This is a genomic window from Streptomyces sp. HNM0645, from assembly GCF_030056615.1.
Classification (GTDB): domain Bacteria; phylum Actinomycetota; class Actinomycetes; order Streptomycetales; family Streptomycetaceae; genus Streptomyces; species Streptomyces marianii.
In genome coordinates this window covers 77,371-104,052 of the sequence record NZ_JASHLT010000026.1, presented here as the reverse complement: position 1 = coordinate 104,052, position 26,682 = coordinate 77,371, and the positions used below count along the sequence as shown (strand labels likewise).

22 protein-coding genes, 1 tRNA gene and 1 pseudogene are annotated in these 26,682 nt (G+C 72.1%); 11 read left to right on the top strand and 13 right to left on the bottom strand.

What is annotated here, in order from left to right:
• From QMZ92_RS19970 to QMZ92_RS19960, 3 genes and pseudogenes are all read right to left on the bottom strand, one after another.
• Positions 1 to 921, bottom strand: a 921-nt coding sequence (locus QMZ92_RS19970; protein ID WP_283298728.1) for an IS110 family RNA-guided transposase, incomplete at its 3' end; no start/stop codon positions are given.
• 313 nt (positions 922 to 1,234) lie between these two features.
• Positions 1,235 to 1,307, bottom strand: a tRNA-Arg gene (locus QMZ92_RS19965).
• A 212-nt stretch (positions 1,308 to 1,519) separates the two neighbouring features.
• Positions 1,520 to 1,826 (bottom strand): annotated as a pseudogene (locus tag QMZ92_RS19960) (SAM-dependent methyltransferase); the annotation flags it as partial.
• Positions 1,827 to 2,048: 222 nt separating this feature from the next.
• Here QMZ92_RS19960 and QMZ92_RS19955 point away from each other — a divergent pair.
• Positions 2,049 to 3,785, top strand: coding sequence for a class I adenylate-forming enzyme family protein (locus QMZ92_RS19955; protein ID WP_283298727.1), 1,737 nt, complete (start codon positions 2,049 to 2,051; stop codon positions 3,783 to 3,785).
• Between the two features lie 317 nt (positions 3,786 to 4,102).
• On the opposite strand, the gene QMZ92_RS19950 is transcribed toward QMZ92_RS19955, so the two are convergent.
• The gene (locus QMZ92_RS19950) at positions 4,103 to 5,371 is read right to left on the bottom strand and encodes a M6 family metalloprotease domain-containing protein (RefSeq protein ID WP_283298726.1); all 1,269 of its coding nucleotides are present in this window, start codon (positions 5,369 to 5,371) and stop codon (positions 4,103 to 4,105) included.
• A 300-nt stretch (positions 5,372 to 5,671) separates the two neighbouring features.
• On the opposite strand from QMZ92_RS19950, the gene QMZ92_RS19945 reads away from it, so the two are divergent.
• Complete coding sequence (locus QMZ92_RS19945; RefSeq protein WP_283298725.1) at positions 5,672 to 6,322, top strand: TetR/AcrR family transcriptional regulator; 651 nt, start codon at positions 5,672 to 5,674, stop codon at positions 6,320 to 6,322.
• Positions 6,323 to 6,490: 168 nt separating this feature from the next.
• On the top strand, positions 6,491 to 8,041 hold the full coding sequence (locus QMZ92_RS19940; protein ID WP_283298724.1) for an MFS transporter: 1,551 nt from the start codon (positions 6,491 to 6,493) through the stop codon (positions 8,039 to 8,041).
• Positions 8,042 to 8,295: 254 nt separating this feature from the next.
• Here QMZ92_RS19940 and QMZ92_RS19935 read toward each other — a convergent pair whose 3' ends face one another.
• Positions 8,296 to 8,802, bottom strand: a complete 507-nt coding sequence (locus QMZ92_RS19935) for a MarR family winged helix-turn-helix transcriptional regulator (RefSeq protein WP_283298723.1) — start codon at positions 8,800 to 8,802, stop codon at positions 8,296 to 8,298.
• A gap of 162 nt (positions 8,803 to 8,964) precedes the next feature.
• Here QMZ92_RS19935 and QMZ92_RS19930 point away from each other — a divergent pair, with 162 nt between their 5' ends.
• Both QMZ92_RS19930 and QMZ92_RS19925 read left to right on the top strand, forming a co-directional pair.
• Complete coding sequence (locus QMZ92_RS19930; RefSeq protein ID WP_283298736.1) at positions 8,965 to 9,720, top strand: dioxygenase family protein; 756 nt, start codon at positions 8,965 to 8,967, stop codon at positions 9,718 to 9,720.
• 365 nt (positions 9,721 to 10,085) lie between these two features.
• A complete protein-coding gene (locus QMZ92_RS19925) occupies positions 10,086 to 11,087 on the top strand; it encodes a sigma-70 family RNA polymerase sigma factor (protein WP_283298722.1) in 1,002 nt (333 codons plus the stop codon).
• A gap of 313 nt (positions 11,088 to 11,400) precedes the next feature.
• Here QMZ92_RS19925 and QMZ92_RS19920 read toward each other — a convergent pair whose 3' ends face one another.
• Positions 11,401 to 12,363 carry a helix-turn-helix transcriptional regulator gene (locus QMZ92_RS19920; RefSeq protein ID WP_283298721.1) on the bottom strand — a complete coding sequence of 321 codons (963 nt, stop codon included), beginning with the start codon at positions 12,361 to 12,363 and terminating at the stop codon, positions 11,401 to 11,403.
• Between the two features lie 62 nt (positions 12,364 to 12,425).
• On the opposite strand from QMZ92_RS19920, the gene QMZ92_RS19915 reads away from it, so the two are divergent.
• The 4 genes from QMZ92_RS19915 to QMZ92_RS19900 all read left to right on the top strand — a co-directional run bounded on the left by QMZ92_RS19915 (position 12,426) and on the right by QMZ92_RS19900 (position 18,489).
• The gene (locus QMZ92_RS19915; protein ID WP_283298720.1) at positions 12,426 to 14,051 is read left to right on the top strand and encodes an MFS transporter; all 1,626 of its coding nucleotides are present in this window, start codon (positions 12,426 to 12,428) and stop codon (positions 14,049 to 14,051) included.
• A gap of 492 nt (positions 14,052 to 14,543) precedes the next feature.
• The gene (locus QMZ92_RS19910; RefSeq protein WP_283298719.1) at positions 14,544 to 15,305 is read left to right on the top strand and encodes a DeoR/GlpR family DNA-binding transcription regulator; all 762 of its coding nucleotides are present in this window, start codon (positions 14,544 to 14,546) and stop codon (positions 15,303 to 15,305) included.
• Positions 15,302 to 16,255 (top strand): 1-phosphofructokinase, encoded by a 954-nt coding sequence (pfkB, locus tag QMZ92_RS19905; protein ID WP_283298718.1) that lies wholly within the window; start codon positions 15,302 to 15,304, stop codon positions 16,253 to 16,255. The genes QMZ92_RS19910 and pfkB overlap by 4 nt, the downstream gene beginning before the upstream one ends.
• Positions 16,252 to 18,489, top strand: a complete 2,238-nt coding sequence (locus QMZ92_RS19900) for a PTS fructose transporter subunit IIABC (RefSeq protein WP_283298717.1) — start codon at positions 16,252 to 16,254, stop codon at positions 18,487 to 18,489. Before pfkB ends, QMZ92_RS19900 begins: the two co-directional genes overlap by 4 nt.
• A 261-nt stretch (positions 18,490 to 18,750) precedes the next feature.
• Here the strand turns inward: QMZ92_RS19900 and QMZ92_RS19895 are convergent, their stop codons facing one another.
• The 3 genes from QMZ92_RS19895 to QMZ92_RS19885 form a co-directional block, all read right to left on the bottom strand.
• A complete protein-coding gene (locus QMZ92_RS19895) occupies positions 18,751 to 19,584 on the bottom strand; it encodes a DUF6227 family protein (RefSeq protein ID WP_283298716.1) in 834 nt (277 codons plus the stop codon).
• Between the two features lie 166 nt (positions 19,585 to 19,750).
• Positions 19,751 to 20,824, bottom strand: coding sequence for a P1 family peptidase (locus QMZ92_RS19890; RefSeq protein ID WP_283298715.1), 1,074 nt, complete (start codon positions 20,822 to 20,824; stop codon positions 19,751 to 19,753).
• 143 nt (positions 20,825 to 20,967) lie between these two features.
• The gene (locus QMZ92_RS19885) at positions 20,968 to 22,203 is read right to left on the bottom strand and encodes a low temperature requirement protein A (RefSeq protein WP_283298714.1); all 1,236 of its coding nucleotides are present in this window, start codon (positions 22,201 to 22,203) and stop codon (positions 20,968 to 20,970) included.
• Positions 22,204 to 22,394: 191 nt separating this feature from the next.
• Here QMZ92_RS19885 and QMZ92_RS19880 point away from each other — a divergent pair, with 191 nt between their 5' ends.
• Positions 22,395 to 22,604 (top strand): hypothetical protein, encoded by a 210-nt coding sequence (locus QMZ92_RS19880; protein WP_283298713.1) that lies wholly within the window; start codon positions 22,395 to 22,397, stop codon positions 22,602 to 22,604.
• A gap of 52 nt (positions 22,605 to 22,656) precedes the next feature.
• Here the strand turns inward: QMZ92_RS19880 and QMZ92_RS36075 are convergent, their stop codons facing one another.
• Positions 22,657 to 22,971: a hypothetical protein gene (locus tag QMZ92_RS36075; RefSeq protein WP_349307742.1), complete on the bottom strand. Its 315-nt coding sequence runs from the start codon at positions 22,969 to 22,971 to the stop codon at positions 22,657 to 22,659.
• 226 nt (positions 22,972 to 23,197) lie between these two features.
• On the opposite strand from QMZ92_RS36075, the gene QMZ92_RS19870 reads away from it, so the two are divergent.
• Positions 23,198 to 23,641, top strand: coding sequence for a hypothetical protein (locus tag QMZ92_RS19870; RefSeq protein WP_283298737.1), 444 nt, complete (start codon positions 23,198 to 23,200; stop codon positions 23,639 to 23,641).
• A gap of 113 nt (positions 23,642 to 23,754) precedes the next feature.
• On the opposite strand, the gene QMZ92_RS19865 is transcribed toward QMZ92_RS19870, so the two are convergent.
• The 3 genes from QMZ92_RS19865 to QMZ92_RS19855 all read right to left on the bottom strand — a co-directional run bounded on the left by QMZ92_RS19865 (position 23,755) and on the right by QMZ92_RS19855 (position 26,395).
• Positions 23,755 to 24,606, bottom strand: a complete 852-nt coding sequence (locus QMZ92_RS19865; protein ID WP_283298711.1) for an S-methyl-5'-thioadenosine phosphorylase — start codon at positions 24,604 to 24,606, stop codon at positions 23,755 to 23,757.
• A gap of 227 nt (positions 24,607 to 24,833) precedes the next feature.
• Positions 24,834 to 25,166, bottom strand: a complete 333-nt coding sequence (locus QMZ92_RS19860) for an FmdB family zinc ribbon protein (protein ID WP_283298710.1) — start codon at positions 25,164 to 25,166, stop codon at positions 24,834 to 24,836.
• A gap of 68 nt (positions 25,167 to 25,234) precedes the next feature.
• On the bottom strand, positions 25,235 to 26,395 hold the full coding sequence (locus QMZ92_RS19855) for an MFS transporter (RefSeq protein ID WP_349307743.1): 1,161 nt from the start codon (positions 26,393 to 26,395) through the stop codon (positions 25,235 to 25,237).
• Positions 26,396 to 26,682 lie beyond the last annotated feature (287 nt).

The following is a 26,682-nucleotide window of genomic DNA, read 5'->3' as shown; positions in this document are numbered from 1 at the left end:
GTTCTTGGTGCGGCCGGCGGACTCGTGGTGGCCGGGACAGACCCCGGCCCAGGAGGCGAGGTGCTTGGCGGAGGGGAAGCGGGTCATGTCGCCGCCGGTCTCCGCGATGATCACTTCGGCGACGGCCTGGTTGATGCCGGGGATGGTGTCCAGGAGGTCGAGGGCGGGGCGAAAGGGGGCCATCGTCTCCTCGATCCGTTCGTCGAGCTGCCGGATCGCGGCGGTGAGCTGGTCGTAGTGGTCCAGGTGCAGCCGGGTCAGGAACCCGTGGTGCTCGCGGAAGCGGCCGGTCAGGGCCTCGGTGAGCTCGGGGATCTTGCTGCGGAGCTTGCGTTTGGCCATCTCAGCGAGGACCTGCGGGTCGCGTTCCCCGGCGATGAGGGCTTCGAGCATGGCCCGGCCGGAGACGCCCATGATGTCGGCGGCAACCGCGGAGAGCTTGATCCCGGTGTCCTCCAGCAGCTTCTCCAGGCGCTGCACGATCTGGCCGCGCTCGCGGGTCATCTGGGTCCGGGCTCGGGTCAGATCCCGCAGCTCGCGCACCGGCTGCGGCGGGACGAACGAGGCACGGACCAGGCCGTGGGCGCCGAGCTGGGCCAGCCAGGCCGCGTCCGAGACGTCGGTCTTGCGGCCGGGCAGGTTCTTGACCTGCCGCGCGTTGACCAGGATCACGTTCAACTCGTCGGCCAGCAGATAGTAGAAGGGCTTCCAGTAGTCCGAGGTCGCCTCGATCACCACCAGGGTGACCTGGGCGGCGAGCAGGTGATCGCGCAGGGCGAGCACGGCGTTCGTCGTCGCGCCCCAGGTTGTGGTCTCAGTGGTGAACGACCCGCGCCGTTTCGTACTCGGAGTGCGGATACACGCCTTGGCGTCCTTCTTGCTGACGTCCACACCGACGCAGCGTTCGTGCAGTACGTCCATGTCCAAAGCCCCTCCCCAGGCGGCCGAGCGGTACGCCGTTCCGGGAGGGCCAGGGTGGATCAGGAATTCTGACGCACGTGCTCACAGCAACACTCCACGGTTCCCGTGGACGGCCCTCGGCACCATGCTGACCTGCGAGCTCACCGGCATCACAGAGACCTCGGTTTCGGCCGGAACGAACCCCTCCAGCGTCCCGGACCCGTAGCAACTCACGTCAGGGCAGACAGAAGCACCCCCGGCGCACGCCACGGGATTTACCACGCCCACGGCGCGCGCCGAAGGCGCGCTGCGCTGCTGACCTGCTGCTTTAGCGTGCCCCCGGCAGGATTCGAACCTGCGACACCCGCTTTAGGAGAGCGGTGCTCTATCCCCTGAGCTACGAAGGCGAAGGTGTGGATCTCTGCGAGATCCGGCGTCTAGCCTAGCGGATCCCGGCCGCCGCCCGGCAAGATTCATGTTTCTCCTGTTCAGGGTGTGTGCGGGCCTGGATCGGGGTGGAGTCGGGCCGGGGGTGAGGTCTGGTGGCTGATCAGTCTGGGCTGGGCGATATGCCCCTGTTATGCGGGGAGGTCGCAAGTGGCCGCACGCGTGATCGCCCTCAGGCCCGGCCCCACCCTCTGGGTCGGGACTTCCGTCCCACCTCGCCTACATCGCCACGTCGTCCGGCAGCGGCTCGTCGGTGGGGTCCGGGCTCCGGCGGTTGCAGGAGAAGGTGCCGCCCGGAGAGGGGAGATCCAGGCCGTCGAAGAAGCGGGTGACGTCGGCCGGGGTGCGCTGGGTGAGTTTCGGGGTGCCGTGCTCGTGCCAGAAGGCGACCGCCGCGTCGACGTCCGGTATGGGGGGCTGGTCATGGTGCGGGAGAGCACAGGATGGTCGGCCGTCGGGAGCGTGTCCATGAGGTGCCGTGCTGTCCGGTCGGGACGTCCGCCGGGGCCGGTGAGGCGGTTTCGGTGTGCCTCGTCGTCCCGCACCCGGTTGCCCGTTGCCGCAGGTGGGCGGGGATGTGGAAAGGTCGGTACGGGTGCCGGGCTGCCGGCGGCCGACCAGGGCCCCCGGCCTTGACGGGCCACCGGGCGCGGCATAGCGTCGGCCCGCGAGCTGAGCGAGCGCTTAGGGAGGGACCGTTCATGCCGTTCTCCGGAGATCCTTCGGACCGCCTCACGGCCCCGGGCGCCCCGTTCGCGGTCGAGGACGGGGTGTACGCGTCGGGCCCGCGCACGCTGCGCGAGTTCGTCGAGGCCACGTGGGCGTTCGGGGACCGGCCGTTCCTGGTCGCGGAAAGCGGGACGTACACGTACGGGGAGTTCTTCGCGGCCGCCTCCGCGCTGGCGAACCGGCTCGTGGACGTGCACGGACTGCGGCCCGGGGACCGCGCAGTCGTCGGCATGCGGAACCACCCCGAGTGGCAGATCGCCTTCTGGGCCGCGCAGTTGGCGGGACTGGTGACGGTGCCGCTGAACGCGTGGTGGACCGAGGAGGAGTTCGCGTACGCGCTCGACGACTGTTCGCCGGGCGTGCTGCTCGTGGACGGCGAGCGGCTGCCGAGGGTGCGGGCGTGGGCGTCGCGCAGTCAGGTCCCCGTCGTGGTCTTCCACGACGAGGGGCCGGCCGGCGGTGGTGCCGGGCTGCCGGCGGGTCGGGAAGGGGTCGAGCGCTACGAGGACCTGCCCGTACCGGACCCCGGCACGGCCCCGCCGGATGTGGACGTACGCCCCGAGGACGACGCCACGATCATCTACACCTCCGGCACCACGGGCAGGCCCAAAGGGGCCGTCGCCACCCAGCTCGCGCAGGCGGGCGCGGCGATGAACCCGCGCTACACGGCCGCCGCCTCGGCACTCGCCAGGGGGGTGCTCCCCGGACAGGGCCCGGCGCCCGTCACCCTCATGACCTTCCCCTTCTTCCATGTGGCCGCGTTCACCACGGTCTACTCGGTGATGGCCGTCGGCGGCACGCTCGTCCTCATGCGCAGGTGGGACGCCGAGCAGGCGGCGGCGCTGATCGAGCGGCACGGGGTCACGCACTACTCGGGTGTGCCGACGACCGCGCTCCAACTGCTCGACGCCGTCGAGCGGAACGGGAGCGGGCTGCCGAGCCTCACCCACCTCAACACCGGTGGCGCCGCAGCTCCGCCCGGACTCGTCGCACGGCTCACCGCGCGCTTCGGCGAGCGTGTGGAGCCCCGCAACGGCTACGGCCTGACCGAGACCTGCGGGGGCGTGACGGCCAACTTCGGCGCCTCCTACCGGGAGTTCCCGGACAGTGCGGGCCGGCCGACCCCGGCCACCGAGGTGCGGGTCGCCGGACCGGACGGCGAGCCGGTGCCGGAGGGGGCGGTTGGCGAGCTGTGGCTGCGCGGCCAGTCCCTGGTCCGGGGCTACTGGCGGGACGAGGACGCCACGGCCGGGGCCTTCACGGCGGACGGCTGGTTCATGACCGGAGACCTCGCGACCCTGCGGGACGGCCGGGTCTCGATCGTCGACCGGCTGAAGGACATGGTCGTCCGCGGCGGTGAGAACGTCTACTGCGTGGAGGTCGAGGCCGCCCTGCACGAGCACCCGGCGGTCATGGACGCCGCCGTGCTGGGCGTACCGCATCCCGTCCTCGGCGAGGAGGTGGCGGCCGTCGTCCAGTCGGCGCCGGGCGCCGTCGTCACGGCCGACGAACTCCGGACGCACGTCGGGCGGACGCTCGCCGCGTTCAAGGTCCCGGCGCACGTCCTCGTACGGGAGCAACCACTGCCCCGCAACCCCACGGGGAAGATCCTCAAACGGGAGTTGCGCGAGCCGCTTGCGCGGCAGGTCGCGGGCGGGGGTCACGGGCGGCGGGCTCGCATCGACGGACAGGGCGCGGCGGCGGGCTGAGGCGTCCGAGGCCGTGCCCCTCCGCACGAGGCGCGGAGGTGGGACGCGTGAGGTGGGACGCGTGAGGTGGGACGCGTGAGGTGGGACGCGTGAGGTGGGACGCGTGAGGTGGGACGCGTGAGGTGGGCCGGTGTAGGGCCCTCATGCTCCGCCGGGGTGGTGGTGCCGTCCGGGTGGGGCCGCCGGGCCCGTACGCGTCTTCACGGTGTCACCGGGTGCTGCGTCCGCGCGAGGCCACCGGCTCCGTGCGGTGCCGCTGCGGGACCGCCATCGGGGTGTGCCCGGCGTCGCCGGGCCGCCGCGCGGTCGTGCCGCGGTCAGGAGCGGGTGATCCGCACCCGGTAGGTCCCGTTCGCCTTCTCCGAGAGGACCGTGATCCGGAGCCCGTTCTTCTCGTCGGTGAACGTCTCGCCCGGCCGGTACGGGGCGTCCGACAGCTCCGCGTGCACATTGGGCCGGCGGGTGCAGCCCCCGCTGTTCGTGTCGCTGTCGGCGACGGCGACCGGCCCCTGGCCCGTGTCGACGTCCGTCTTGACGTGGTAGACGAGGACGCCCGGTTTGCAGACGGCCTCGTCGTTGCCGGCCCGGGTGCGGACCTCCAGGGCGTATCCGGTCTCCGAGTCCAGGGGGACGACGACGAGCTTGCGGCCCCCCTTGAGGGCGAGCGGGGTGAGGTCGTACTCGCTGCTGCCGGTGGCGGCGGCGCACTGGATCTGGTCGTTGTCGAGCCAGCCCAGTTTCCACTTGTGCCAGCCGAGGAGATCGTTGTTCGCGCCCCAGTCCTCGGACATGATGTCCCAGTGGCCGACCGCGCCGCCGCCCTCCGCCGTGTAGAGGTCGGGGAGGCCGAAGACGTGGCCGTTCTCGTGCGGCAGCACCCGGTACCCCGTTTCGGAGTAGCTGCCCGAGCCGTCGTCCTGACGGCTGTAGACGAAGCTCGTGTTCGCGAGCGGCACCCCGTCCGCGTACGGCGCCTCGTGGTTGCCCGAGAACGTCACGGACAGCACGGTGTCCAGTGCCGACGGCCCCGCGTTGGGCGTGACCAGCACGTTGACCAGGTCGTACGAGCTGAAGTCCACCTTGTGGTCGGTCGCGGCCACGAGGTCCTGCACGAGCTGGCGGTAGCCCGGCTCGTACGGCGAGCCGCGGTCGATCCCGTAGGCGCTGAACGCCATGGGCATCCGCAGCCAGTCCGGCAGCGGCGTCTCCGGGCGGTAGTCGAGCCGTCCGTAGGAGCTCGTGGCGAACCACTGCTCGGTCTGCGGGAAGAACTCCGCGAACCGGTCCAGCGCGGAGCCCGCCCCCTCGGCGTCCGGGAAGTCGATCATCAGGTTCAGGGCGCGGATCTCGCCCGTGGAGCGCACGTAACCGGACGGGGTCGGGACGCCCTCGGACATCTGCACGCCGGTCGTGGAGGTGAGGCGGCATGGTTCGAGGGCCGATTCCTCCGCCGTGGCGATGGGGCCCGCCGTGGTCCGGGACCCGCCGGGGAGCATCGAGCTCGCCGAGGTGAGGGTGGCGAGCGTGATGACGGCGAGGGCGCCGAGCGTGCCGGGTCTGCGTATCCGTCGGCGGGTCTGCTGCATGCGGTCGTCCGCCTTCGGCTCGGCGGCAGCCGGCCGGGTCCGGGCTGCGCTCGTGCGTTCAGCCTGTTCGGAGGTGTGGCGGGGCGCGCGCCGGGAGGGCCGATCGTGGGACACGCCGGAACGGCAATGTGATTCAGGTCACATCGGATAGTTCGGTGTCGCGGAAATAACCGGGGATCCCTTCCCCGTTTGCCTTCATGTCCGCAGGAACCGGGGGCCCCTTCCCCGGTTCCGCGCGGGCGCCGGACGCGGCCGCAGTCAGGGGCCGTGTCACCCGGTCGACCGAGAGGACATGGAGCCGTGAGCCCCGCCACCGACACCGCGACGCGGCGCGCCACCCGGCCGCGGGCGGACGCCCTGCGCAACCGGGAGCGGATCGTGACGGCGGCCCGGGAGATGTTCGTCGAGTTCGGCCCCGAGGTGCCGCTCGACGAGATCGCCCGACGCGCAGGCGTCGGCAACGCGACCCTGTACCGGAACTTCCCGGACCGTTCCTCCCTCATCCACGAGGTGGTCCTGTCCGTCCTCCGCCGCACCGCCGAGCGCGCCGAGGAGGCGGCCGTGACGGAGGAGGATCCCTTCACCGGGCTCAGCCGCTTCACCCACGCGGCGGCCGACGAACGGGTCGCGGCCCTCTGCCCGCTGCTCAGCGGCGACTTCGACGGGGACCATCCCGACCTGGTCGCCCAGCGCAACCGGCTCGAAGGGGCGGTCCAGGCGCTCGTCGACCGCGCTCACGAGGCGGGCAGGCTGCGCGCCGACGTCGCCGTGGGGGATCTGATGGTCATGCTCTCCCAGCTCACCCGGCCGCTCCCGGGCACCGCCTGCCTGGACATCGACCGGTTCACCCATCGTCATCTGCAGTTGTTCCTGGACGGGCTCGAAGCGCCGGCGCGCTCCGAACTGCCGGGTTCGGCCGTGACCCTGGAGGACCTGAGGCGCTCTCGGTGAAACACACGACCTCGTGACCGGCCGGCCGCGCGGCCGCTTCCGCGCGGCCACATGGCCTCGTGACCGCCTGACCGGCATCGAATCCTTCCGTCCGTTCCATTCCTTCTCCTTTCCGTTCTTTCCCTTCCGTTCCTTTTCTCTGCTTCGCACACCTAGGTGGCTACCCCCATGTCAAAAACGGCCGACACGCGCCTTTCCGACGGTTCCGACGGCTCCGCCGGTCCCGATCCGAGCCGCTGGAAAGCGCTCGTCTTCATCGCCCTCGCCCAGCTGATGGTCGTGCTCGACGCGACGATCGTGAACATCGCACTGCCCTCCGCCCAGCAGGATCTGGGCATCTCCGACGGCAACCGGCAGTGGGTCATCACCGCCTACGCCCTGGCCTTCGGCGGACTGCTGCTCTTCGGCGGCCGCATAGCCGACCTGTGGGGGCGCAAGCGCACCTTCGTCGTCGGCCTGGTGGGTTTCGCCGCCGCGTCCGCGCTCGGTGGCGCGGCGACCGGTGAAGCCATGCTGCTGGGATCGCGGGCCCTGCAGGGCGCCTTCGGCGCGCTGCTCGCACCCGCGGCCCTGTCGCTGCTCGCCGTGATGTTCACCGACGCCAAGGAGCGGGCCAAGGCCTTCGGCGTCTACGGTGCGATCGCCGGCGGCGGTGGAGCGGTCGGTCTCATCCTCGGCGGCTTCCTCACCGAGTACCTGGACTGGCGCTGGACGTTCTACGTCAACATCCCCTTCGCCGTGGTCGCCGCCGCGGGTGCCTGGCTCGTCATCCGCGAACCGGCGGGCGGACGCAACCGCTCGCCGCTCGACGTCCCCGGCGTCCTCCTGTCCACCCTCGGCCTGGTGGCCCTGGTCTACGGATTCACCCGCGCGGAGTCGCACGGCTGGACCGACGCGACGACCCTCGGCCTGTTCGTCGCCTCCGCCGTGCTGCTCGCCGCCTTCGTCGCGGTCGAGGCGCGGGTGGCGTCGCCGCTGCTGCCGCTGCGCGTGCTGACCGAGCGCAACCGCGGCGGGGTCTACCTCTCGCTGGGGCTGGCCGTCATCGCGATGTTCGGCCTGTTCCTCTTCCTGACCTACTACCTGCAGATCGTGAAGGGCTACTCGCCGGTGCGGACCGGGTTCGCCTTCCTGCCGATGATCGCCGGCATGATCACGGGCTCCACGCAGATCGGCGCCCGGCTGATGACCCGGGTGCCGCCCAGGCTGCTCATGGGTCCGGGCTTCCTGGTCGCCGCGACGGGCATGCTGCTGCTGACCCAGCTGGAGGTCGACTCCTCCTACGCCGGCCTCATCCTCCCGGCGCAACTGCTGCTCGGACTCGGTATGGGTACGGCCTTCATGCCGGCGATGTCGCTGTCGACGTACGGCGTCGAGGCGCGCGACGCCGGTGTCGCCTCCGCGATGGTGAACACCTCGCAGCAGGTCGGCGGAGCGATCGGCACGGCCCTGCTGAACACCGTCGCCGCCTCCGCGACCACCTCGTACCTCGCCGCGCACGCGGCCGGCGCGACAGGTGCCGAGGCGCAGCGGCTCCTGCAGTTGGAGGGCATGGTGCACGGGTACTCGAGCGCCATCTGGTGGGCGGTCGGCATCCTGGCGGCCTCGGCCGCCATCGCCTTCACGCTGATCAACTCCGGGCGGCCCGGCGCCACGACCGTCGCGTCCTCCGCCGCCGCTTCCGAGGACGAGGTGAAGATCCCGGTCGTCGCGCACTGACGCCGCACGGGACGAGCGAGCAGTGACAAGAGAGCGAGCGGTGACAAGAGAGCAGTAACGAGAGAGCGAGCAGCGGTAACGGCGGGTCCTCGCCGGTGCGTACGGCACCGGCGAGGACCCGCTCGTGCCCGGGTCGGCGGTCCGCTCGCACCCTCGGCGGTGCGGCTCGCCCGTGCCCGGTCCCGGTGGGGCTGCGGCGGCCGGCGGCCGGCGCGCCGGGAGGGCCTGCGGTCAGCGCGGCGGGGCGGGGGCGGTCAGCGCAGCCAGGGAAGATCGGCGTCGCTGCCGTCCGGCTGGAGGCTCTCCGCCATGATCCGGGTGATCTCGCCCAGCTGGCGCACCTGCTCGGGGCTCAGCCGGTCGAAGACCGCCTGCCGTACGGCCGTGACATGGCCCGGCGCGGCCTTCTCCAGTACCTCCAAGCCCTGGTCCGTCAGGCAGGCGTTCTGGCCGCGCCGGTCGTTCGGGCAGTCCTCGCGCCGCACCCAGCCGTTGTTCTCCAGCCGGGCGATCGCATGGGAGAGCCGGGATCGGGTGATCTTGGCGTGCTTGGCGAGTTCGGTCATGCGCAGACGGCGGCGCGGAGCCTCCGCGAGCTGGACGAGCAGGCCGTAATAGACGTGTGGCATGCCCGCGTCCCGCTGGAGCTGCCGGTCGAGACTGTCCTCGAGGAGCGTGGTGGCATGCAGGTACGAGCGCCACACGTGCTGCTCCTCGGCGGTGAGCCAGCGGGGTTCGCCCGAGTTCGGTGCCGTGGTCATGCATCTATCCTACGAGCCAATTATTGAAGGTTGAACTAGCTTGGCGTAGGCTGTCCCCGGGAGCTTGAAGCTTCAAATCTTCGCTACTCCGGCCCGGGAGGTTCTCGCGTGAACGCCGCTGAGGGGACCCGCACCGCCGGTGCCGCGACTCCCGTGGAGCGGATGCCCGTCCTCTATCTCTCCCACGGTGCCCCGCCCCTCGCCGACGATCCGGTCTGGCCCGGCGAACTCGCCGCCTGGTCGGCGTCGCTGCCCAGGCCCACGGCCATCCTCGTGGTCTCCGCCCACTGGGAGGAAGCCCCCCTGGCGGTCGGCGCGACGCGGAGCGTGCCGCTCGTGTACGACTTCTGGGGCTTCCCCGAACGCTACTACCGGGTGCGGTACGAGGCGCCCGGCGCCCCGGGACTCGCCGAGTCCGTGCGCGGGCTGCTGCGTACCCCTGGCACTCCCGTGCAGGACGTTCCGGACCGCGGCCTCGACCACGGGGCCTACGTCCCGCTCGTCGAGATGTTCCCCGGAGCCGATGTCCCCGTGCTCCAGGTCTCCATGCCGTCCCTCGATCCGCGGCGTCTCCTCGAAATCGGGCGCAGGCTGGCGTCGCTGCGGGACGAGGGTGTCCTGATCGTCGGCAGCGGGTTCTTCACCCACAACCTCGCGGCGCTGCGGCACGCGGGAGTGCCCGGCTGGTCGGCGGAGTTCGACGACTGGGGGCGGCGGGCGCTGGCCGCCGGGGACGTGGACGCCCTGCTGGACTTCGAGCGCAAGGCGCCGGCGGGCAGGCTCGCCCATCCGCGTACGGAGCACTTCGCGCCGCTGTTCGTGACCCTGGGGGCCTCGGAGGGTGATCCTTCGAGCGGTCGCAGTGTCATAGACGGGTTCTGGAGGGGACTGGCGAAGCGCTCGATCCAGTTCGGCTGAGCCGAACGGCGGTCGCGTCACGGCGGTCGTGTCACGGGGGGCGCGTCACGGGGCCCACGCCCGGGGGCTCGGCCGAGTGACGGAATGATCCGGGTCTCCTGGGTACACGGAGCAACCAGGAGTGCGGCCCGCGTCGTCCTGACGGGTGTGGGGGATGCGGTGGCCGGAGGAGCCTCTGACCTGCGCTTGTGAGATGCGCTTCGCGGAGGCCGGCTGCGCGTGTCCGCCCCGAAGCGGGGCCAGGGTACTGCAAGATCACAAAAATCTATGCACCCGTGGGAATTCTGTCCGGATTCCAGTCGTTGTTTCCGTCGGATGCAGGGCACCTGGAAGGGTGTCGCGACCTACTCAGCAAGGGAGCACGCATGGCAACCCGTGCCGTCGCCCGTCGTAAGTCCGCCAAGGGGACCGGGGCCGATGGAGCAGACAGCGTTCGTTCCACGAGCGGGGAGATCGCCGACCGCGATCTGGTCGGCATGTACCTCGACGAGATCGCGCGTACGCCGCTGCTGGATGCCGCCAAGGAGGTCGAGCTCTCCCAGACGATCGAGGCGGGCGTCTACGCCCGGCAGATCCTCGAAGGCGAGGTGGAGAGCGACGCGGCCGGTGCCACACGCGAGGAGCTCGAGGCGCTGGTCGCAGCGGGCGAGCGCGCGAAGGACGTCTTCATCAAGTCGAACCTCCGCCTGGTGGTGGCCGTCGCGCGGCGCTATCCGCGCAGTGGCCTGCCGCTGCTCGACCTGATCCAGGAGGGCAACGCCGGCCTGGTTCGCGCGGTCGAGAAGTTCGACTACACGAAGGGCTTCAAGTTCTCCACGTACGCCACGTGGTGGATCCGCCAGGCCATCACCCGCTCGATCGCCGACCAGTCCCGTACGATCCGCCTTCCCGTCCATCTGGTCGAGGAGCTGGGCCGGATCCGGCGGGTGCAGCGCGAGTTCAACCGGGAGCACGGCCGCGAGCCCGAGCCCGCCGAGGTGGCCCAGGAACTGGGCTCCACTCCGGAGCGGGTCACGGACGTACTGGACTGGGCCCGCGACCCGGTCTCGCTCAACATGTCCGTGGACGACGAAGGCGAGACGCAGTTCGGCGACCTGCTGGAGGACACCTCCGCGGTCTCTCCGGAGCAGTCCGTGCTGACGCTGCTGCGCAGCGAGGAGCTCGACGACCTCATCGACCGGCTCGACCACCGCACCGCATCGATCATCCGGATGCGGTACGGCATCGAGGACGGCCGCGAGCGCACGCTCACCGAGGTCGGCAAGGAGCACGGCCTCACGCGTGAGCGCATCCGGCAGATCGAGAAGCACGCGCTGCTGGAGCTGAAGCGGATGGCCCGTGACACGGGCTTCGACGAAGCGGCATGACGCCGACGGGGCCCGCGCCCCCGCCGCGCCCCCTGAACGACCCCGGCACCCTTCCCCCCCGGTGCCGGGGTCTTCGCTGTCCGGCCCGGCTGGTGGACCGCGACCTGCTCGGTGGACACCCCCACCGCCCCGCGGACCGCGCCCCGTCACCGGCGACTGTGCGGACCGCGGACGGCGCTGCTCGGCTCCCCGCGCCTCGCGCGTCCGTGCCTCGAGAATCCGTGGCCCGCGCCGTTCGCCGTATCCCGCGCCTTTCGCCGAGCCGCGTCCCGCCGGTGAGTCGCGTCCCGCCGGCGGGCCGTGCTCGTCCGCCTCAGCCGCCCGCCCGTGTGAGACGCGCGCCCATCTCCCTCAGGTGCTCGGAGAGAGCGGGCGGGCCGTGGACGGTGAACTCGCAGTCCACCAGGGCGAGCCGCAGCGCGATCCACTCCAGTGAGTCCTGGGAGCGGCTGCGCAGTCGGCAGGTCTCCGGCCCCGTCGGCTCCGGTGCGCCGAGATAGCCGGGCAGCCGGGAGGCGACGCGTTCCGCCGGTGCCGCGAAACTGACGTCCAGCGTCAGTTCCGGCTGGTTCCGGGCCATGGAGGCGGAGAAGAACTCGGCGGCGTCGCCACCGGTCGGCAGCTCGCGCGGGGTGAAGCGGGCGCCGGTCGCGACCGGGTCCGCGACCCGGTCGACCCGGAACGTCCGCCAGTCCTCGCGCCCGAGGTCGTAGGCCACCAGGTACCACCGCCGCCCGGTCGAGACCAGCCGGTACGGTTCGACCAGGCGCTTCGACTCCGTGCCGTCGCCGGAGCGGTAGCCGAAGCGCAGCCGCTCCCGCCCGGTCACGGCCGCCGCGAGGGCGGTGAGGGTGCGCGGGTCGACGGTGGCGCCGTCGCCGCGGGTGAGCCGGATCGTCGCGTTCTGGAGGGTGGACACCCGTCGGCGCAGCCGAGAGGGCAGCACCTGTTCCAGCTTGGCCAGGGCCCGCACGGAAGCCTCCTCCACGCCCTCGATGGCGTGGCCGGCGCCCGCCCGCAGTCCGACGGCGATCGCGACGGCCTCCTCGTCGTCGAGGACCAGTGGAGGCATCGCTGCGCCCGCGACGAGCCGGTACCCGCCCACCGCGCCCTTCGTCGCCTCGACGGGATATCCGAGCTCGCGCAGCCGGTCGATGTCCCGGCGGATGGTGCGCGGGCTGACCCGGAGTCGTGCGGCGAGTTCGCTGCCCGGCCACTCGCGCGGCGTCTGGAGCAGAGACAGCAGATTCAGCAGTCGTGCCGGCGTGTCCGTCATGGCGGCAGACTGCCATGCTTCTAGGACGTCATCTGACCTATACCCGCCCTAGTTTCCTCCGTATGAGCTCCCACGCCGCCGTACCGGATACGGCTCCCGATCGCACCGACGCCCCCGACCGGCGCCGCTGGACCGCCCTCGCCATCGTCATGACCGCGGCCTTCATGGACCTGGTCGACGTGACCATCGTCAACATCGCGATCCCGTCGATCGAGCACGACCTCGGTGCGTCGTTCGGCGCGATCCAGTGGATCACTGCCGGCTACGCGCTGGCTTTCGCCGCCGGCCTGATCACCGGTGGCCGGCTCGGTGACATCTACGGCCGCAGGCGGCTCTTCCTGATCGGCATCAGCGGGTTCACGGTCGCCTCGGCGCTCTGCGGGCTGGCAGTAGGGCCCGAGATGCTGGTCGCCTCGCGGCTCCTGCAGGGCGCGATGGCCGCGATGATGGTGCCCCAGGTCCTCGCGATCGTCCATGTGACCTTCCCCGCCCACGAACGGGGCAAGGTGTTCGGGATGTTCGGCGCGGTCGTCGGTCTCGGGGCCGTCTCCGGTCCGCTCCTCGGCGCCCTGCTGACACAGTGGAACCTGTTCGGTCTGGAGTGGCGGCCGATCTTCCTGATCAACCTGCCCGTCGGGATCGCGGGCCTGGTGCTCGGCCGGAAGTTCATCACCGAGTCCCGTGCGGAGAGGGCGCTCCGGCTCGACCTCGTCGGTGTCGCGCTCGTGACCGCCGGACTGCTGATGCTGATCTACCCGCTCACACGCGGACGCGAGCTGGGCTGGCCGCTGTGGGGACACCTGTGCATGGCGGCGAGCCCGCTCGTGTTCGCCGCGTTCCTGGCCTACGAGCGCCACAAGGCGCGCAAGGACGGGTCACCACTCGTTGAGCTCTCGCTGTTCCGGGTGAAGAGCTTCGCCGCCGGGATCGCCGTCCAACTCACCTTCGGCGTGGTCCTGGGCATCTTCTTCCTGGTCTGGACGCTGTACATGCAGATCGGTCTGGGCTGGAGCCCGCTCAAGGCCGGCCTGACCGGCGTGCCCTTCTCCGTGGCGGTCTCGTTCGCCGCTGGTGTCTCCGTGCAGAAGCTGGTGCCCCGCTTCGGGCGGAAGGTGCTGCAGGCGGGGGTGCTGGCGATGGCGTCGGGGCTGCTCATCTACATCTGGGAGTCCGGCCGGTACGGCACGGGCATCGAACCGTGGCAGATGACGACACCGTTGGTGATCATGGGGCTCGGGATGGGGCTGATCGTGGCGCCGCTGACGGACGCGGTCCTGTCGGAGGTGCCGCGCGAGCACGCGGGCTCGGCGTCCGGACTGATCAACACCACCGGGCAGATGGGCAACGCGCTGGGCCTCGGGCTGGTGTCGGTCGTGTTCTTCACGGTGGTCGACGAGACGCCGCTGACCTCGCAGGCCGCCCTGGGCCGGGCGTTCACGGATGCCTTCCGGGGCTCGCTGTGGTGGGTCGTGGCCGTGCTCGCCGTGATCTTCCTGATCATGTTCGCCCTGCCCGCACGCCCCAGGCGGCATCTCGAGGGTGGCGCGGCCGGCGCCGGTGTCGCGGCCGACGGGATGGGCGTGACCGGCGCCGAGGCGGACGGTGCGGGACCGGACTCCGCCGTTCCGTCGCAGGGGAGCCCGGACTCGGGGTCGGAGGGGGAGCGGCAGCCGGTGCTGTCGCACTGAGCCGTTGCGGGAGGGCACGGCAAGGGGGCTCTCGGTCCGCGGGCACGGTCCGTGTGGCGGCGGTTCCGCGGAGCTGCTGGACTGCCGCCCGCGGGGTCGGGTCGCCGAGGGGTGTGTACCGGGGCCCGGCGCGGCAGGCCGGCCGTCGGTGACGTGTCCGCCCCTCGTCGCCCGTCCCGCGCCGGCTGCCGGACGGAACCCCGCGGTTCGGGGTTTCCGCCCCGCGAGGCCCGGCACCGGGAAACCCCCCGGTGCCGGGCCTCCGCACATACGGGCCCGCACACGACGGGTGCCCGCCCGGGTCCGCGCCGGCCCGAGGGGGCGTGGGGTGGGTGCCCGGTCTGTTGCCGCCCGGTGCCGAGTATCCCTCCGGCCAGACCGGCCGGGTCTATTTGTGCCCGTTTCATGCCCGAATTTATTTACTTTGTGAATGTCGAGGCGTAGCCTGACGATGGAACCACAGATTCGGGCGTGAAATGGAAGTAAACCCACATGTATGCACCGGAGCGCCAGCAGGAGATCCTCCGTCTCGCACGTGAAGGCGGCCGGGTCGAGGTGCTCTCGCTCGCCGGCGAGTTCCAGGTCACCGCCGAGACCATCCGGCGCGACCTGAAGGCGCTTGACCGGGCCGGACTGGTACGCAGGGTGCACGGTGGCGCCATCCCGGCCGGCCGGCTCGACTTCGAGCCCGACCTCGCCGAGCGCGAGTCCACCGCGGCCGACGAGAAGGACCGCATAGCCCGGGCGGCGCTCTCCGAACTCCCCGAGGACGGCAGTGTCATCCTCGACGCCGGTTCCACGGTGGCGCGACTGGCCGCCGCGTTCCCGCTGGAGTGCTCGCTGACCGTCGTCACCCACGCCCTGCCAGCCGCCGCCCGGCTCGCCGACCACCCCGGCATCGACCTGCATCTCGTCGGCGGCCGTGTCCGGCACCGCACCCGTGCCGCCGTCGACGCCTGGGCGCTGCGGGCGTACGGGGAGATCCGCGCCGACGTGGTCTTCCTCGGAACGAACGGTTTCTCCGCAGCCGGCGGGCTCACCACACCCGACCTTGCCGAGGCCGCGGTCAAGCGGGCCCTCGTCGCGGCGGCGCGCCGCGTCGTGCTTCTCGCGGACTCCGCGAAGTACGGCGAGGAGCACTTCGCCCGCTTCGCCGACCTCGCCGACGTCGACCTGCTCATCACGGACAGCGGCCTCAGCCCCGAGGAAGCCGCGGCCGTCGGGGCCGCAGGCACGGAAGTAGTACGTACATGATTCTCACCGTCACCCCGAACCCCTCGCTGGACCGGACGTACGAGATCCCCGGACTGGAGCGCGGCAGCGTGCTGCGGGCCACCGGTGAACGCATGGACCCGGGCGGCAAGGGTGTCAACGTGTCACGGGCGGTCGCGGCGGCCGGGCACCGCACCGTCGCCGTCCTGCCGCTCGGTGGCGCCCCCGGAGCGCTCGTCGCGGAACTGCTGGCCGGGCAGGGCATCGCGACCGCGCCCGTCCCCATCGCCGGAGTGACCCGCTCGAACATCGCCCTCGCCGAGTCCGACGGCACCCTGACGAAGATCAACGCTCCTGGCCCCGAGCTCACGCCGGACGAGTCGCAGGCGCTGCTCACGGCGGTAGCCGCGCAGTCCCGCACCGCCGACTGGATCGCCTGCTGCGGCAGCCTGCCGCGTGGACTGGCGCCGTCCTGGTACGCCGAACTCGTCTCCCGTGCCCGTGAGTCGGGGGCCCGTGTCGCACTGGACACGTCCGGGCCCCCTCTGACGGCCGCCCTCTCCGCGCGGCCCGATGTCGTCAAGCCGAACGCCGCAGAGCTCGCCGAAGCCGTCGGCCGTCCGCTCGCCACCGTCGGCGACGCGGTGAAGGCGGCGGAGGAACTGCGCGAGCTCGGCGCGGGTGTGGTGCTGGCCAGTCTCGGCGCCGACGGGCAACTGCTCGTCTCCGACGCCGGGACCTTCTACGGAGCCGCATCCGTCGCCGCCGTCCGCAGCGACGTCGGGGCCGGCGACGCGTCCCTGGCCGGATTCCTGGCCGCGGGCGGCGACGGTGAGGACGCCCTCACCGCCGCCGTCGCGCATGGCGCGGCCGCCGTCCGGCTTCCGGGCAGCGTGATGCCCACGCCGTCCGATCTCGATCCCGCCGCGGTCCTGGTGACCGCGGACGTCCCCCTGGACCGCGCACTCACCCAGCAAGGGAGCCCGCGATGAGCGACATGATCACCGCGGACCTGGTCGACCTCGACCTGGCCGCCGCTACGAAGGAGGAGGCGGCCCGCTCGCTCGCCCGGCGCATGGTCGCGCTCGGGCGCGTCACCGACCTCGACGGCTTCCTGGCCGATGTGGCCGCGCGCGAGGCCCAGATGCCCACGGGGCTGGACGGCGGCATCGGCATCCCGCACTGCCGCAGCACGCATGTCACCGAGCCCACCCTGGCCTTCGGGCGGGCCTCCGAGGGCATCGACTTCGGTGCGCCGGACGGTCCCGCGGACCTCGTCTTCCTCATAGCCGCCCCGGCGGGCGCCGACGACGCGCATCTGACCATCCTCTCGGCCCTCGCCCGGCGGCTGATGGACACCGAGTTCACCACCGCCCTGCGCGGTACCGCTTCGGCGACGACCGCGGCGGCGCTGGTCCGCGGGGACGTCGAGCCGTCGGCTGCTGCGGCGAACGCGGCCGCAACGGGTGACACGGCCGCGGCCGCGACTGCGACCGCGGAGACGGCGACCGAGGGAGAGGCCGGGGGAGAGGCGTCGGACGGAGAAGCGGCTGCGGCCGCAGCCGCGACGGTACCGGCCGGCGCGGAGGCGCCGGCGCCGGGGGAGCGCCCCGAACACGACGCCACCGGAGCCGTACCTGCCGGCGTCGCGAGGACCGGGACCGCGGATGCCGGGGTGGAGAGGGGTGGGTCGGCGAGTGCCGAACCTCCGGATGCCGGGGCCGGGCCGGGAGGTGCCGGGGCCTCGGCCGCGCCCTTCCGGATCGTCGCCGTCACCTCCTGCCCGACCGGCATCGCGCACACCTACATGGCCGCAGAGGCCATCGAACGCGCCGGCCAGGAGGCGGGGGTCGAGGTCTCCGTCGAGACCCAGGGTTCCGCCGGGTTCGCCAGGCTGGACCCCGACGTCGTCACCGGGGCCGATGCCGTGATCCTCGCGCACGACGTGCCCGTGCGGGAGAAGGAGCGCTTCGACGGCAAGCCCGTCGTGGACGTCGGGGTGAAGGCCGGGATCAACCGCGCCGCCGAACTCATCGACGAGGCCCGGGACAAGGCCGCCCGCGGCGCGGTGGCGCCCGCGGCCCGGCCCACCCCCGTCGAGGGAGCCGGGGAGCCCGGTGAGGGCTATGGAACCAAGCTCCGCAAGTGGCTGATGTCCGGTGTCAGTTACATGATCCCGTTCGTTGCCGCCGGCGGTCTTCTGATCGCGCTCGGCTTCGCCATCGGCGGATACGAGATCGCCGACGCGAGGTCCGTCGCCGACTCCTTCGCCTGGGGCGACCAGTCCAGCTGGGCCGCACTCCTCTTCCAGATCGGGGGGTTGGCGTTCAGCTTCCTGATCCCCGTCCTCGCCGGGTACATCGCCTACGGCATGGCCGACCGACCCGGACTCGTCCCGGGCTTCGTCGGCGGCGCGATCGCCATCACCATAAAGGCGGGCTTCCTCGGCGGTCTGGTGGCGGGACTTCTCGCCGGCGCCGTGGTGCTCGCGATCCAGAAGGTCAGAGTGCCCACGGTGCTGCGCGGCATCATGCCCGTAGTCGTGATCCCGCTGCTCTCCTCGGTGATCGTCGGCTTCCTGATGTTCCTGGTGATCGGCAAGCCGCTCGCCTCGCTCCAGAAGGCCCTCACCGACTGGCTGAACGGCCTCAGCGGTGCGAACGCCGTCATCCTCGGCGCGCTCCTCGGCCTGATGATGTGCTTCGATCTCGGCGGCCCGCTCAACAAGGTCGCGTACACGTTCGCGGTCGGCGGCCTCGCCAGTCCGACCGAGGGCTCGCTGAAGGTCATGGCGGCCGTGATGGCAGCCGGCATGGTGCCCCCGCTCGCGATGGCGCTGGCCACGACGGTCCGTGGCCGGCTCTTCACCAGGGCCGAGCGGGAGAACGGCAAGGCGGCCTGGGTGCTGGGCGCTTCGTTCATCACGGAGGGCGCGATCCCGTTCGCCGCGGCCGACCCGCTGCGGGTGATTCCGTCGGTCATGGTGGGCGGCGCCGTCACCGGAGCGCTGTCGATGGCCTTCGAGTGCACGCTGCGGGCCCCGCACGGAGGCATCTTCGTCGTGCCGCTGATCGGCAACGCGGTCCTCTACCTGCTCGCCATCCTGACCGGCACCGTGATCAGCGCGGCCCTGGTCATCCTGCTGAAGGGGCTGCGGAGGACATCCGAGGCGTCGGCCCGGCCGACGGCCGCGCCCGACAAACCCAAGGTCGTCGCGGCGGTCTGAGCCCAGCCCCGTGGTCTCCCGCCCTTCGGCTCCGGGCACCACGATGTCAGGCCTGCGGTCCCACGATGCCAGGCCTGCGGCCCAAAGACATCAGCCCTGTCCTTCCCGCCCCGGCACTGGGGTGGCCTGGTGCCGTGCGGACGGGCGCGTGTCTCCAGAGAAGGCACCGGAGCCGGCTGGGCGGGTCCCGTGGCGGCACGACCGGCGTACGGGCCCGTGGGGCGCCGTCCGCTGATCCGGGTCACCTGTACGGGGCGTCCGTCAGCGCACCCGGGCGCGGAGCTCCATGGCCTCGCGCGCGGTGCGCTCGTCCTCGTACACCTCGCACATGTGGCGACCGTCGGGTGTGGCCGTGTGCTCGACCTCCCACAGACTCAGCTCCGTGCCGTCGAGCAGCAGGAACGCGTGCTCGTAGAGCGTGAAGACGGCGTCCCGCACATCGGCGGCCGGGCACCGTCGGCCGAACGCCTGCCCGATGTGGTGCGCGAAAGCGGCACGCAGCTGGTCGGCCGTCTCCTCACCGGGCCGGTCCGGGTTCTCGGCCCGGCGCAGCAGTCGCCGGGCATGGTCCGCTGAGTCGTCGGGGACGTAGGTACGTGCCGGGGGCATCGGCGGAGTGGCCAGCAGGCGGCCCAGCAGCTCCAGATCGGCGTCAAGGTCGTCGACGGGCCTCCCGTCCGGGCCGTCGTGGCCGACGCCCTCGGGCGCCGAGCCGAATATCGCGGCGAATTCGTCGGCCTGTCCGCCGTCCGCACCGTCCGCGCCGGGCTGCCGTCCCCGGTCCGGACGCAGCCGGGACGCCGCGAGTCGGGCCTCTCCCTCGTCCACGTACAGCTCGTGCCGTCGGGCGCCGTCACGGCCGGTGCTGTGCACCAGCTCCCACAACGTGAGGGAGGAGCCGTCGGCCAGGAGGTACGCGTGCCGGTAGGTCGAACGGTCCAGGGCCGCGCTGTGGTGTGAGGAGTGCAGCGAACTGTCATGGGCCAGAGCCGAATCGAGCCGCTCCACCACACTGTCGGGAAGGTCGAAGGAATTGAGAGCCCGACCCAGGAGCCGCTCGAGGTGCGTCTCGGTTGTCTCATACGGATCGTTCAAGGTGGATCTCCCGGATCTCCAGGCCGTTGCCACACGTCACTTGATGACTGCTTAACGTAGTCCCTGGGTCTGACATCTCGTCCCGGGTTCGGGAAAACGAACGGCGCACCCGCCGAAGTTCCGCCGCATCCGCGCGCCCCCTCAACTTCCTTGCGCCGCACGTCAGTCAGCGCTCCCGGGGGCCGGGCCCTGCACCGGCCCGGCCCTCGCGACGCCCCCCGTACAGCTCGGTGTACGAAGGGAAGTCCCCTCCCGGCCCGTGCACGCTTTCGGCGGCCAGTACCGCCCGGACGACCGCACGGGTGACGACGTCCGCGCCGGCGGCGAGCACCGCGTTGAGGGCGAGTGGATGGCCGTCGAGCGGACGTGTGCCGGTGGCGAGGGCGAATACGGTGTCCCCGTCGTTGAGGAGATGGACGGGCCGCACGGCGCGGGCGATGCCGTCGTGCGCGGTGCCGGCGAGTTTGTGAGCCTGGGCACGGGTGAGGTCGGCGTCGGTGGCGACGACGGCGAGGGTCGTGTTCAGCGGAGGTGCCCCATTGCGGACGGAGGCCTCGGCCAGCCGGTGCAGCGCCGCCGCGTGGACCTCCGGAGCGGGTTCCACCGGCTTCGCGCCGAAGAAGTGCCGCCCGTAGAGCACACCGGTGTCCGGGTCGAGTGCGGAGCCCGCGGCGTTGGCCACCACCAGCGCGGCGACCGTCGTACCGTCCCCCAGCACCGTGCCCGCGGTGCCCACACCTCCCTTGATCCGGCCTACCACCGCGCCGGTGCCCGCGCCGACGGAGCCCTCCTGGACCGGCGCACCGGACTCCGTGCGCGCCGCCGCCTCCACCGCGGCGCGCCCCGTCGACGCGTCCGGCCTCGCCCGCCAGTCGCCGCCGCGCCCGAGGTCGAAGACGCACGCCGCGGGAACGACCGGCACGACCTGCCCGGGTTCCCGTCCGGCCGGCACCCCGCGTCCCCGCTCCTCCAGCCACGCCATCACGCCCGATGCCGAGTCCAGGCCGAAGGCGCTGCCTCCGGTCAGCACGATCGCCTCGATGCGCTGGACGAGGTTGCGGGGGTCGAGGGCGTCGGTCTCCCGGGTGCCGGGACCCCCGCCCCGGACGTCCACCGCGGCCACGGCGCCGCCTTCGGGCGCGAGGACGACCGTGGTGCCGCTGAGCGCGCCCTCACCGCCGAGCCGGGCGTGGCCGACCCGGATGCCGCTCACATCGGTCAATGCATCGTTGAGTCCCATGACTTCTGCGTATCACGTGGCCGCCGACGGTGAGACGGCCTCGGCGCCGGCGTGGACTCATCGCCGTGGCGTCACTGCCCGGGCCTCATCGCCGTGGCGTCAGGAGCCCGCCGGTGCCACCGGTACCGATCGGCGGGGAGTCGTCACACCCCCGACAGGGGAGTACCGGAGGCCCGCTTCCTCTCGGGGGTGCGACTCGCCAGGGTGACGCCCGTCGCGACCGTGGCCGCGGCCACCAGCCCCGCCGCGAGGACGGCCCAGTGGCCGGCGAGAGTGCAGAGGAGGACCGCGGGGACGGCGACCGGGAGGACCAGTTGCTGCGCCAGCGTCTCCTTGAAGTGCCGTGCGTGCAGGAACCACACCGTCAACAGGTAGATCGCCGTCGGCACGGTCACGGCGGCCGAGGCGGTCGGCGTCGGGATGTGCGCCTTGCCGACGGACTGCTCGACCGCCACCTCCAGGCCCGCCCCGATCGCGGCGGCCGAGGCGAAGATCAGGAAATGGCCGTAACCCCAGGGAATGGATTCGCGGTTGCTCTTGAGGCGTTCATGGGCGGGCACCGCGAAGTAGATCCACCAGGCGGAGAAGATGATCAGGATGCCGCCCCCCGCGATGGGCGCCAGTTCGGAGAACTCCTTGACGTCGCCCAGGGCTGACTGGACCGCCACCGTGGTCGCGAACATCGTCTCGCCGAGCACGATGATCGTGAACAGGCCGTAGCGCTCGGCGATGTGGTGCGGATGCCAGGGCGTCTGATGGCGACTCTCGGCCACGACCGGCACCAGCAACTCGGCCGCCACCAGGATCAGGAAGAGCCAGCGTCTCCAGTCCGCGGGCGCGAACAGCAGGGCGATCCAGCCGAGCTGGCACAGGGCCAGACCGCATGCGTAGATGAGCGCGGTTCTGCGTGCTGGCCCCCGCTCCTCGGACGCGGCGGCGCGGAGCCACTGTGCGGTCAGCGCGATCCGCATCACGACGTAGCCGATGACGGTGATCGTCCAGTCGTTGTCGTTGAACGCCCTCGGCACTCCCGCCGCGTAGATCAGCACCCCGCAGATCGCGAGCAGTGTCGCGATCCGGTACGGCACGTCGTCGCAGTCGTAGGCGGAGGCGAACCAGGTGAAGTTCATCCAGGCCCACCAGACGCCGAAGAAGACGTACAGATAGCCGACGACGCCGTCGGCGACGTGGTTCTCCGCTACCGCGTGCACCAGTTGCAGCCCGGCCTGCCCCACAGCGACGACGAAACAGAGGTCGAAGAACAGCTCCAGCGGAGTCGCCGTGCGATGCGCCTCGTCCCGGCGCCGTGCGTGCATGTGGCGCAGCGCCCCGAAGCCGACGTGCCCGGGGGAAGCGGATGGAGAGGTCGAGGAGGTCATGGATCCAGCACAGCAGGAGGCACCGGATCCGCATCCCGCACCACACCGCCGGCCCGTCCGGTTCCTGCGCGGCCCCGGCAGGCTTCTCGGGCCGGGGCGAGGTGTCCTCCTGTCGGACCTGCTCCTTCGCCGGCCAGGTGGCGCGGGCCGGGGCAGCGATGTGCCGGCTCGCGCCCGCGTACGCTGGTCCCATGAGCACCGCCCCATCCACCGGACCGCGTGATGCGGAGGAACCCCGGCCGCAGGTCCTTCCCAAGCCGGGCCTGATCTTCGACGACCCGCTGGACCAGCAGTCCGCGGACGACACGGACCGCGGGTGGGGCGAGCGGTCTCCGGCGAGCGGTGACAGTGCCGCGGACCTCGCTCGCTTCCTCGACGAGAAGCCCCCGCACCACCTCTGACGGCGGGTCCGTGCCGGCGGGCGAACGGGTGCCTTGCGCACAGGGTCGCGGCTCAGCACAGTGTCACCGCCAGCCGTGAGGTGACCCCCGCGCCGGCCAGCGCCGTGGCCACGGGGCGCGGCACGGCCAGGACGATCAGCGCGCCGCCGTCCCGGAACCCTGACGCCGCCCGTGGCACCTCCGTCACACGGGCGCCCGTCACGATGACGCGTGCGTCGGGGCCCGTGCGCGACGCGCCGCCGATGCCCGCACCTCGGCCGAAAACCGTGCCCGCCGGCATCGCGGGGGCCGCGATCACGTCGACGCGGTCGCCCGGCTCCAGCAGCCGGACGGTCTCCGCGTCCGCGATCCGCACCGGAGCGGACACGATCTCCGCCGACCGAGCCGAAGCGTTTCCCGGCAACGCATCGCCCTGCGCGGCATCGCCGGGCGAAGTGCCTCCCGCCGAAGGGCCTTGTGACGGGCCCGCCGGAGTCGAGGGCGGTGGCGGCGGTCCCTGGGAGGGCGGGGCGTGCCGCGGTAGCGCGGTCGGCTCGCGCGGCGTGTCCGGACCGGGCTGCACTCGGGGCAGCCAGGCCGCCAGCGCGGCGGCGGTGACGGCCAGACCCGCGGCCAGTGCCCGTCGCCTACGCCGCAGCACCCTTCGCAACCGCGTCCGTTGCCACGGCCGTCCGTCCGGCACCCTCAGGGGGGCGAACGCGGGCACCCCGCAGGGTTCCGGCGCGGGAGCCGAGGGCAACCCCGGCCCCCAGGCCGCCGAGGGGCCAACGGCCCTCGTCGAGCGGGGAGGCTTCCAGGCCGCCGAGGAGCTCCAGGAATCCGAGGAGCCCGAGCGGCCGGAGGGGCTGGAGGGGCTGGGGGGAGTGGAGGGCGTGGAGGGCGTGGAAGGTACGTGGCCGTGGGAGGAGGGCGTGGAGAGCAGCGTCATGGTGGTGACCGCCTGTCGTGTGCGGGGAAGTGACGCGGGCGGGGTACGCCCGGCGCCCCTCACGATCCCCGTTCACGCGGCGGCCCGCTCCGGCCTGTGGACGACTTGAGGAGTGTGGAGAACGTCCTCACCCCCACGGGTGACCGTGGCTCGGGCACCGACCCGCCCGCACTCCACGACGCCCGTCCCGCACTACGGCAGCGAGTACTACGGCAGCGCGTATTACGGCAGCGTTATGCCCGTCTTCAGGCCGTTCAGCGCTCTCTTGCAGAGGCAGTCGCGTGCCCCGTTCGCCGGCAGTCCGGCCACCGCGTCGAACAGGACGTCCCTCAGCCGGTCGACGTTCGCGGCGAAGACCTCCAGGACTTCCTCGTGCGAGACGCCCTCGCCGCTCTCCGCCCCGGCGTCGAGGTCCGTCACCAGGTTCATGGACGTGTAGCAGAGCTCCAGCTCACGGGCGAGCGCGGCCTCGGGGTGCCCGGTCATGCCGACCACCGACCAGCCCATGGCCGCGTGCCAGCGGGACTCGGCGCGGGTGCCGAAGCGCGGCCCCTCCACCACGACGAGCGTTCCGCCGTCGACCGGCTCCCAGTCGCGGCCGCGAGCCGCGGTCAGCGCGGCCGTCCGGCCCGCCGGGCAGTACGGGTCGGCGAGCGACACATGGACGACGTTGGGCACCTCGCCGTCCGTCAGCGGCTCACCGTCGAAGTACGTGTCGGCCCGGGACTTGGTCCGGTCCACCAACTGGTCGGGGACCAGCAGGGTTCCGGGTCCGTACTCCGGCCGGAGGCCGCCGACGGCACACGGCCCCAGGACCTGGCGAACGCCCACGGACCGCAGGGCCCACAGGTTGGCGCGGTAGTTGATGCGGTGCGGCGGGAGGCGGTGGCTGCGGCCGTGCCGGGGCAGGAAGGCGACCTTCCTGCCCGCGATCTCGCCGAAGAACAGGGAATCACTGGGGCTGCCGTACGGCGTCGTGATCTCCGCCTCGGTCACGTTCTCCAGGAAGGAGTAGAAACCCGAGCCGCCGATGACGCCGATCTCCGCGCGCTGTGTGCTCTCTGCGTTGGCCATGGTCGTCACAGTAGCCGCGCTCGAACACGGGCCGGTATCCGCCCACGGCCACCCGTCACCGTCGGTGAAACCGCCCACTTCCACGACTCTCACGCCGCCCGCCGCCCGCCGCCCGCCGCCCGCCGCCCGCCACCGGGCCGGCCGGACCGACCGGGCACGACGCCCGTCGCATACGCGAAAGGTCCCCGCTGCCCGAAGGCGGTGGGGACCCTGCGAGAGCTCAGGAGTCAGGCGGCCGTCGTGCTGCCGGACGGGGCCGACGATCCCGACGAGCTGGAGGAGCCCGCGGACGCCTTGGAGTCCGACGACGAGGAGGAACCCGAGGGAGAAGAGGACGCCGAGGACTTCGCCGACGAGGACGACGGAGCGCTGCTCGACGAGGAGCCGCGGCTGTCGTTGCGGTAGAAGCCGGAGCCCTTGAAGACGATGCCGACGGCCGAGAACACCTTCTTGAGGCGTCCCTGGCAGCCGGGGCACTCGGTCAGGGCGTCGTCGGTGAACTTCTGCACCGCCTCGAGGCCCTCGCCGCACTCGGTGCACTGGTACTGGTAGGTCGGCACTTGTCTTCCTCCTGGCACTCTCACTCGATGAGTGCTAACGACGATCCATAGTGACGCATTCCCTCGTCTCAGTCCACCGTCACGGGCACTCGGTGACCGACACCACGTGCGACCGTACGGCTGTGCGGGCGCGGTGCGAGGCGCGACCGCAGTGCCACCACGGTGGCCAGGGCCAACACGGTGCCCACCAGCGGTACGAGGAATCCCGCGGTCGAGCCGTGGGCGTCGGCGAGTCGGCCGGCGACCGTCACCGCGGCCGCCTGGCCGAGCGCCACGGACCCGGTCAGCCAGGTGAAGGCCTCCGTCCGCGCCGACGCCGGAACCAGCGGTTCGACCAGCGTGAAGCCGCTGATCAGCGCGGGTGCGATGAACACTCCGACGACCAGTCCCAGCACGCCGAGCAGCACGGTGGAGTGGGCCGTCCACAGCAGCGACGCGGCGAGCGCCAGACCCGCGTAGCCCAGCACCATGCGGCGCCGAGGACCGGACTTCCAGGCGATCGCACCGACGGCGACGCCCGCGAGCATGTTGCCTGTGGCGAAGAGTCCGTAAAGCAGACCGTTCATACCGGGCTGCCCGATCTCCTCGGTGAACGCGGTGAGCGAGACCTGCATGCCGCCGAACACCGAACCGATGCCGAGGAAGGCGATCGCGAGGACCCGCACGCCCGGCACCGACAGGGCCGACGTGCGGACGGCCGGCCCGCCGATCACGGGGCTGCCGAAGGGGGGCTGAGTGCGGCGCTGGGCGGCGAACAGCAGACCGCCGGCCAGGGTCAGTCCGGCCTCGGCGACGAGACCGGCGGCCGGGTGGACGCCGGTGCACAGGGCGGTGGCCAGCACCGGTCCGATCACGAAGGTGAACTCGTCGGTGACGGACTCGAACGCCGCGGCCGTCGGCATCAGCCGGGACCCGCCGAGCTTCGCCGCCCAGCGGGCCCGCACCATCGGGCCGACCTGCGGCACCGAAGCGCCGGTCGGCACCGCGGCTGCGAAGAGCGCCCACAGGGGGGCGCCCGCGAGCGCGAGCGCGGTCAGTGCGCCGACGGCCGCGGTGTGCACCAGCACACCCGGCACCAAGACGGCCCGCTGCCCGAAGCGGTCGGCGAGCTTGCCGCTCTGCGGGGCGAAGAGCGCCATGGAAACGCCCGTGACGGCGGCGACGGCGCCCGCGCTGCCGTACGAACCGGTGGTGTGCTGGACGAGGAGGACGATGCCGATCGTCAGCATCGCGAACGGCTGCCGGGCGGCGAACCCGGGGAGCAGGAACGTCCACGCGCCGGGAGTGCGGAGCAACTGTCCGTAGCCGGGGCGCCGGCCGCCGGACGGTGCGGAGGGCGGCTGCTTACGTGAGGACCGGGGCGTACCCGTGGACGAAGCCCTGTCGGACGCGACCGGGCGCGTGGACGTAGCCGTGCCGGAATACGGCGTGGGGGGAGTGCTCGAAGGCGTGCCGGTAGACGTGTCAGAAGCGACCGTGGACTCCACGGCCCTTGCCTTTCTGCCGCCTGGTAGCG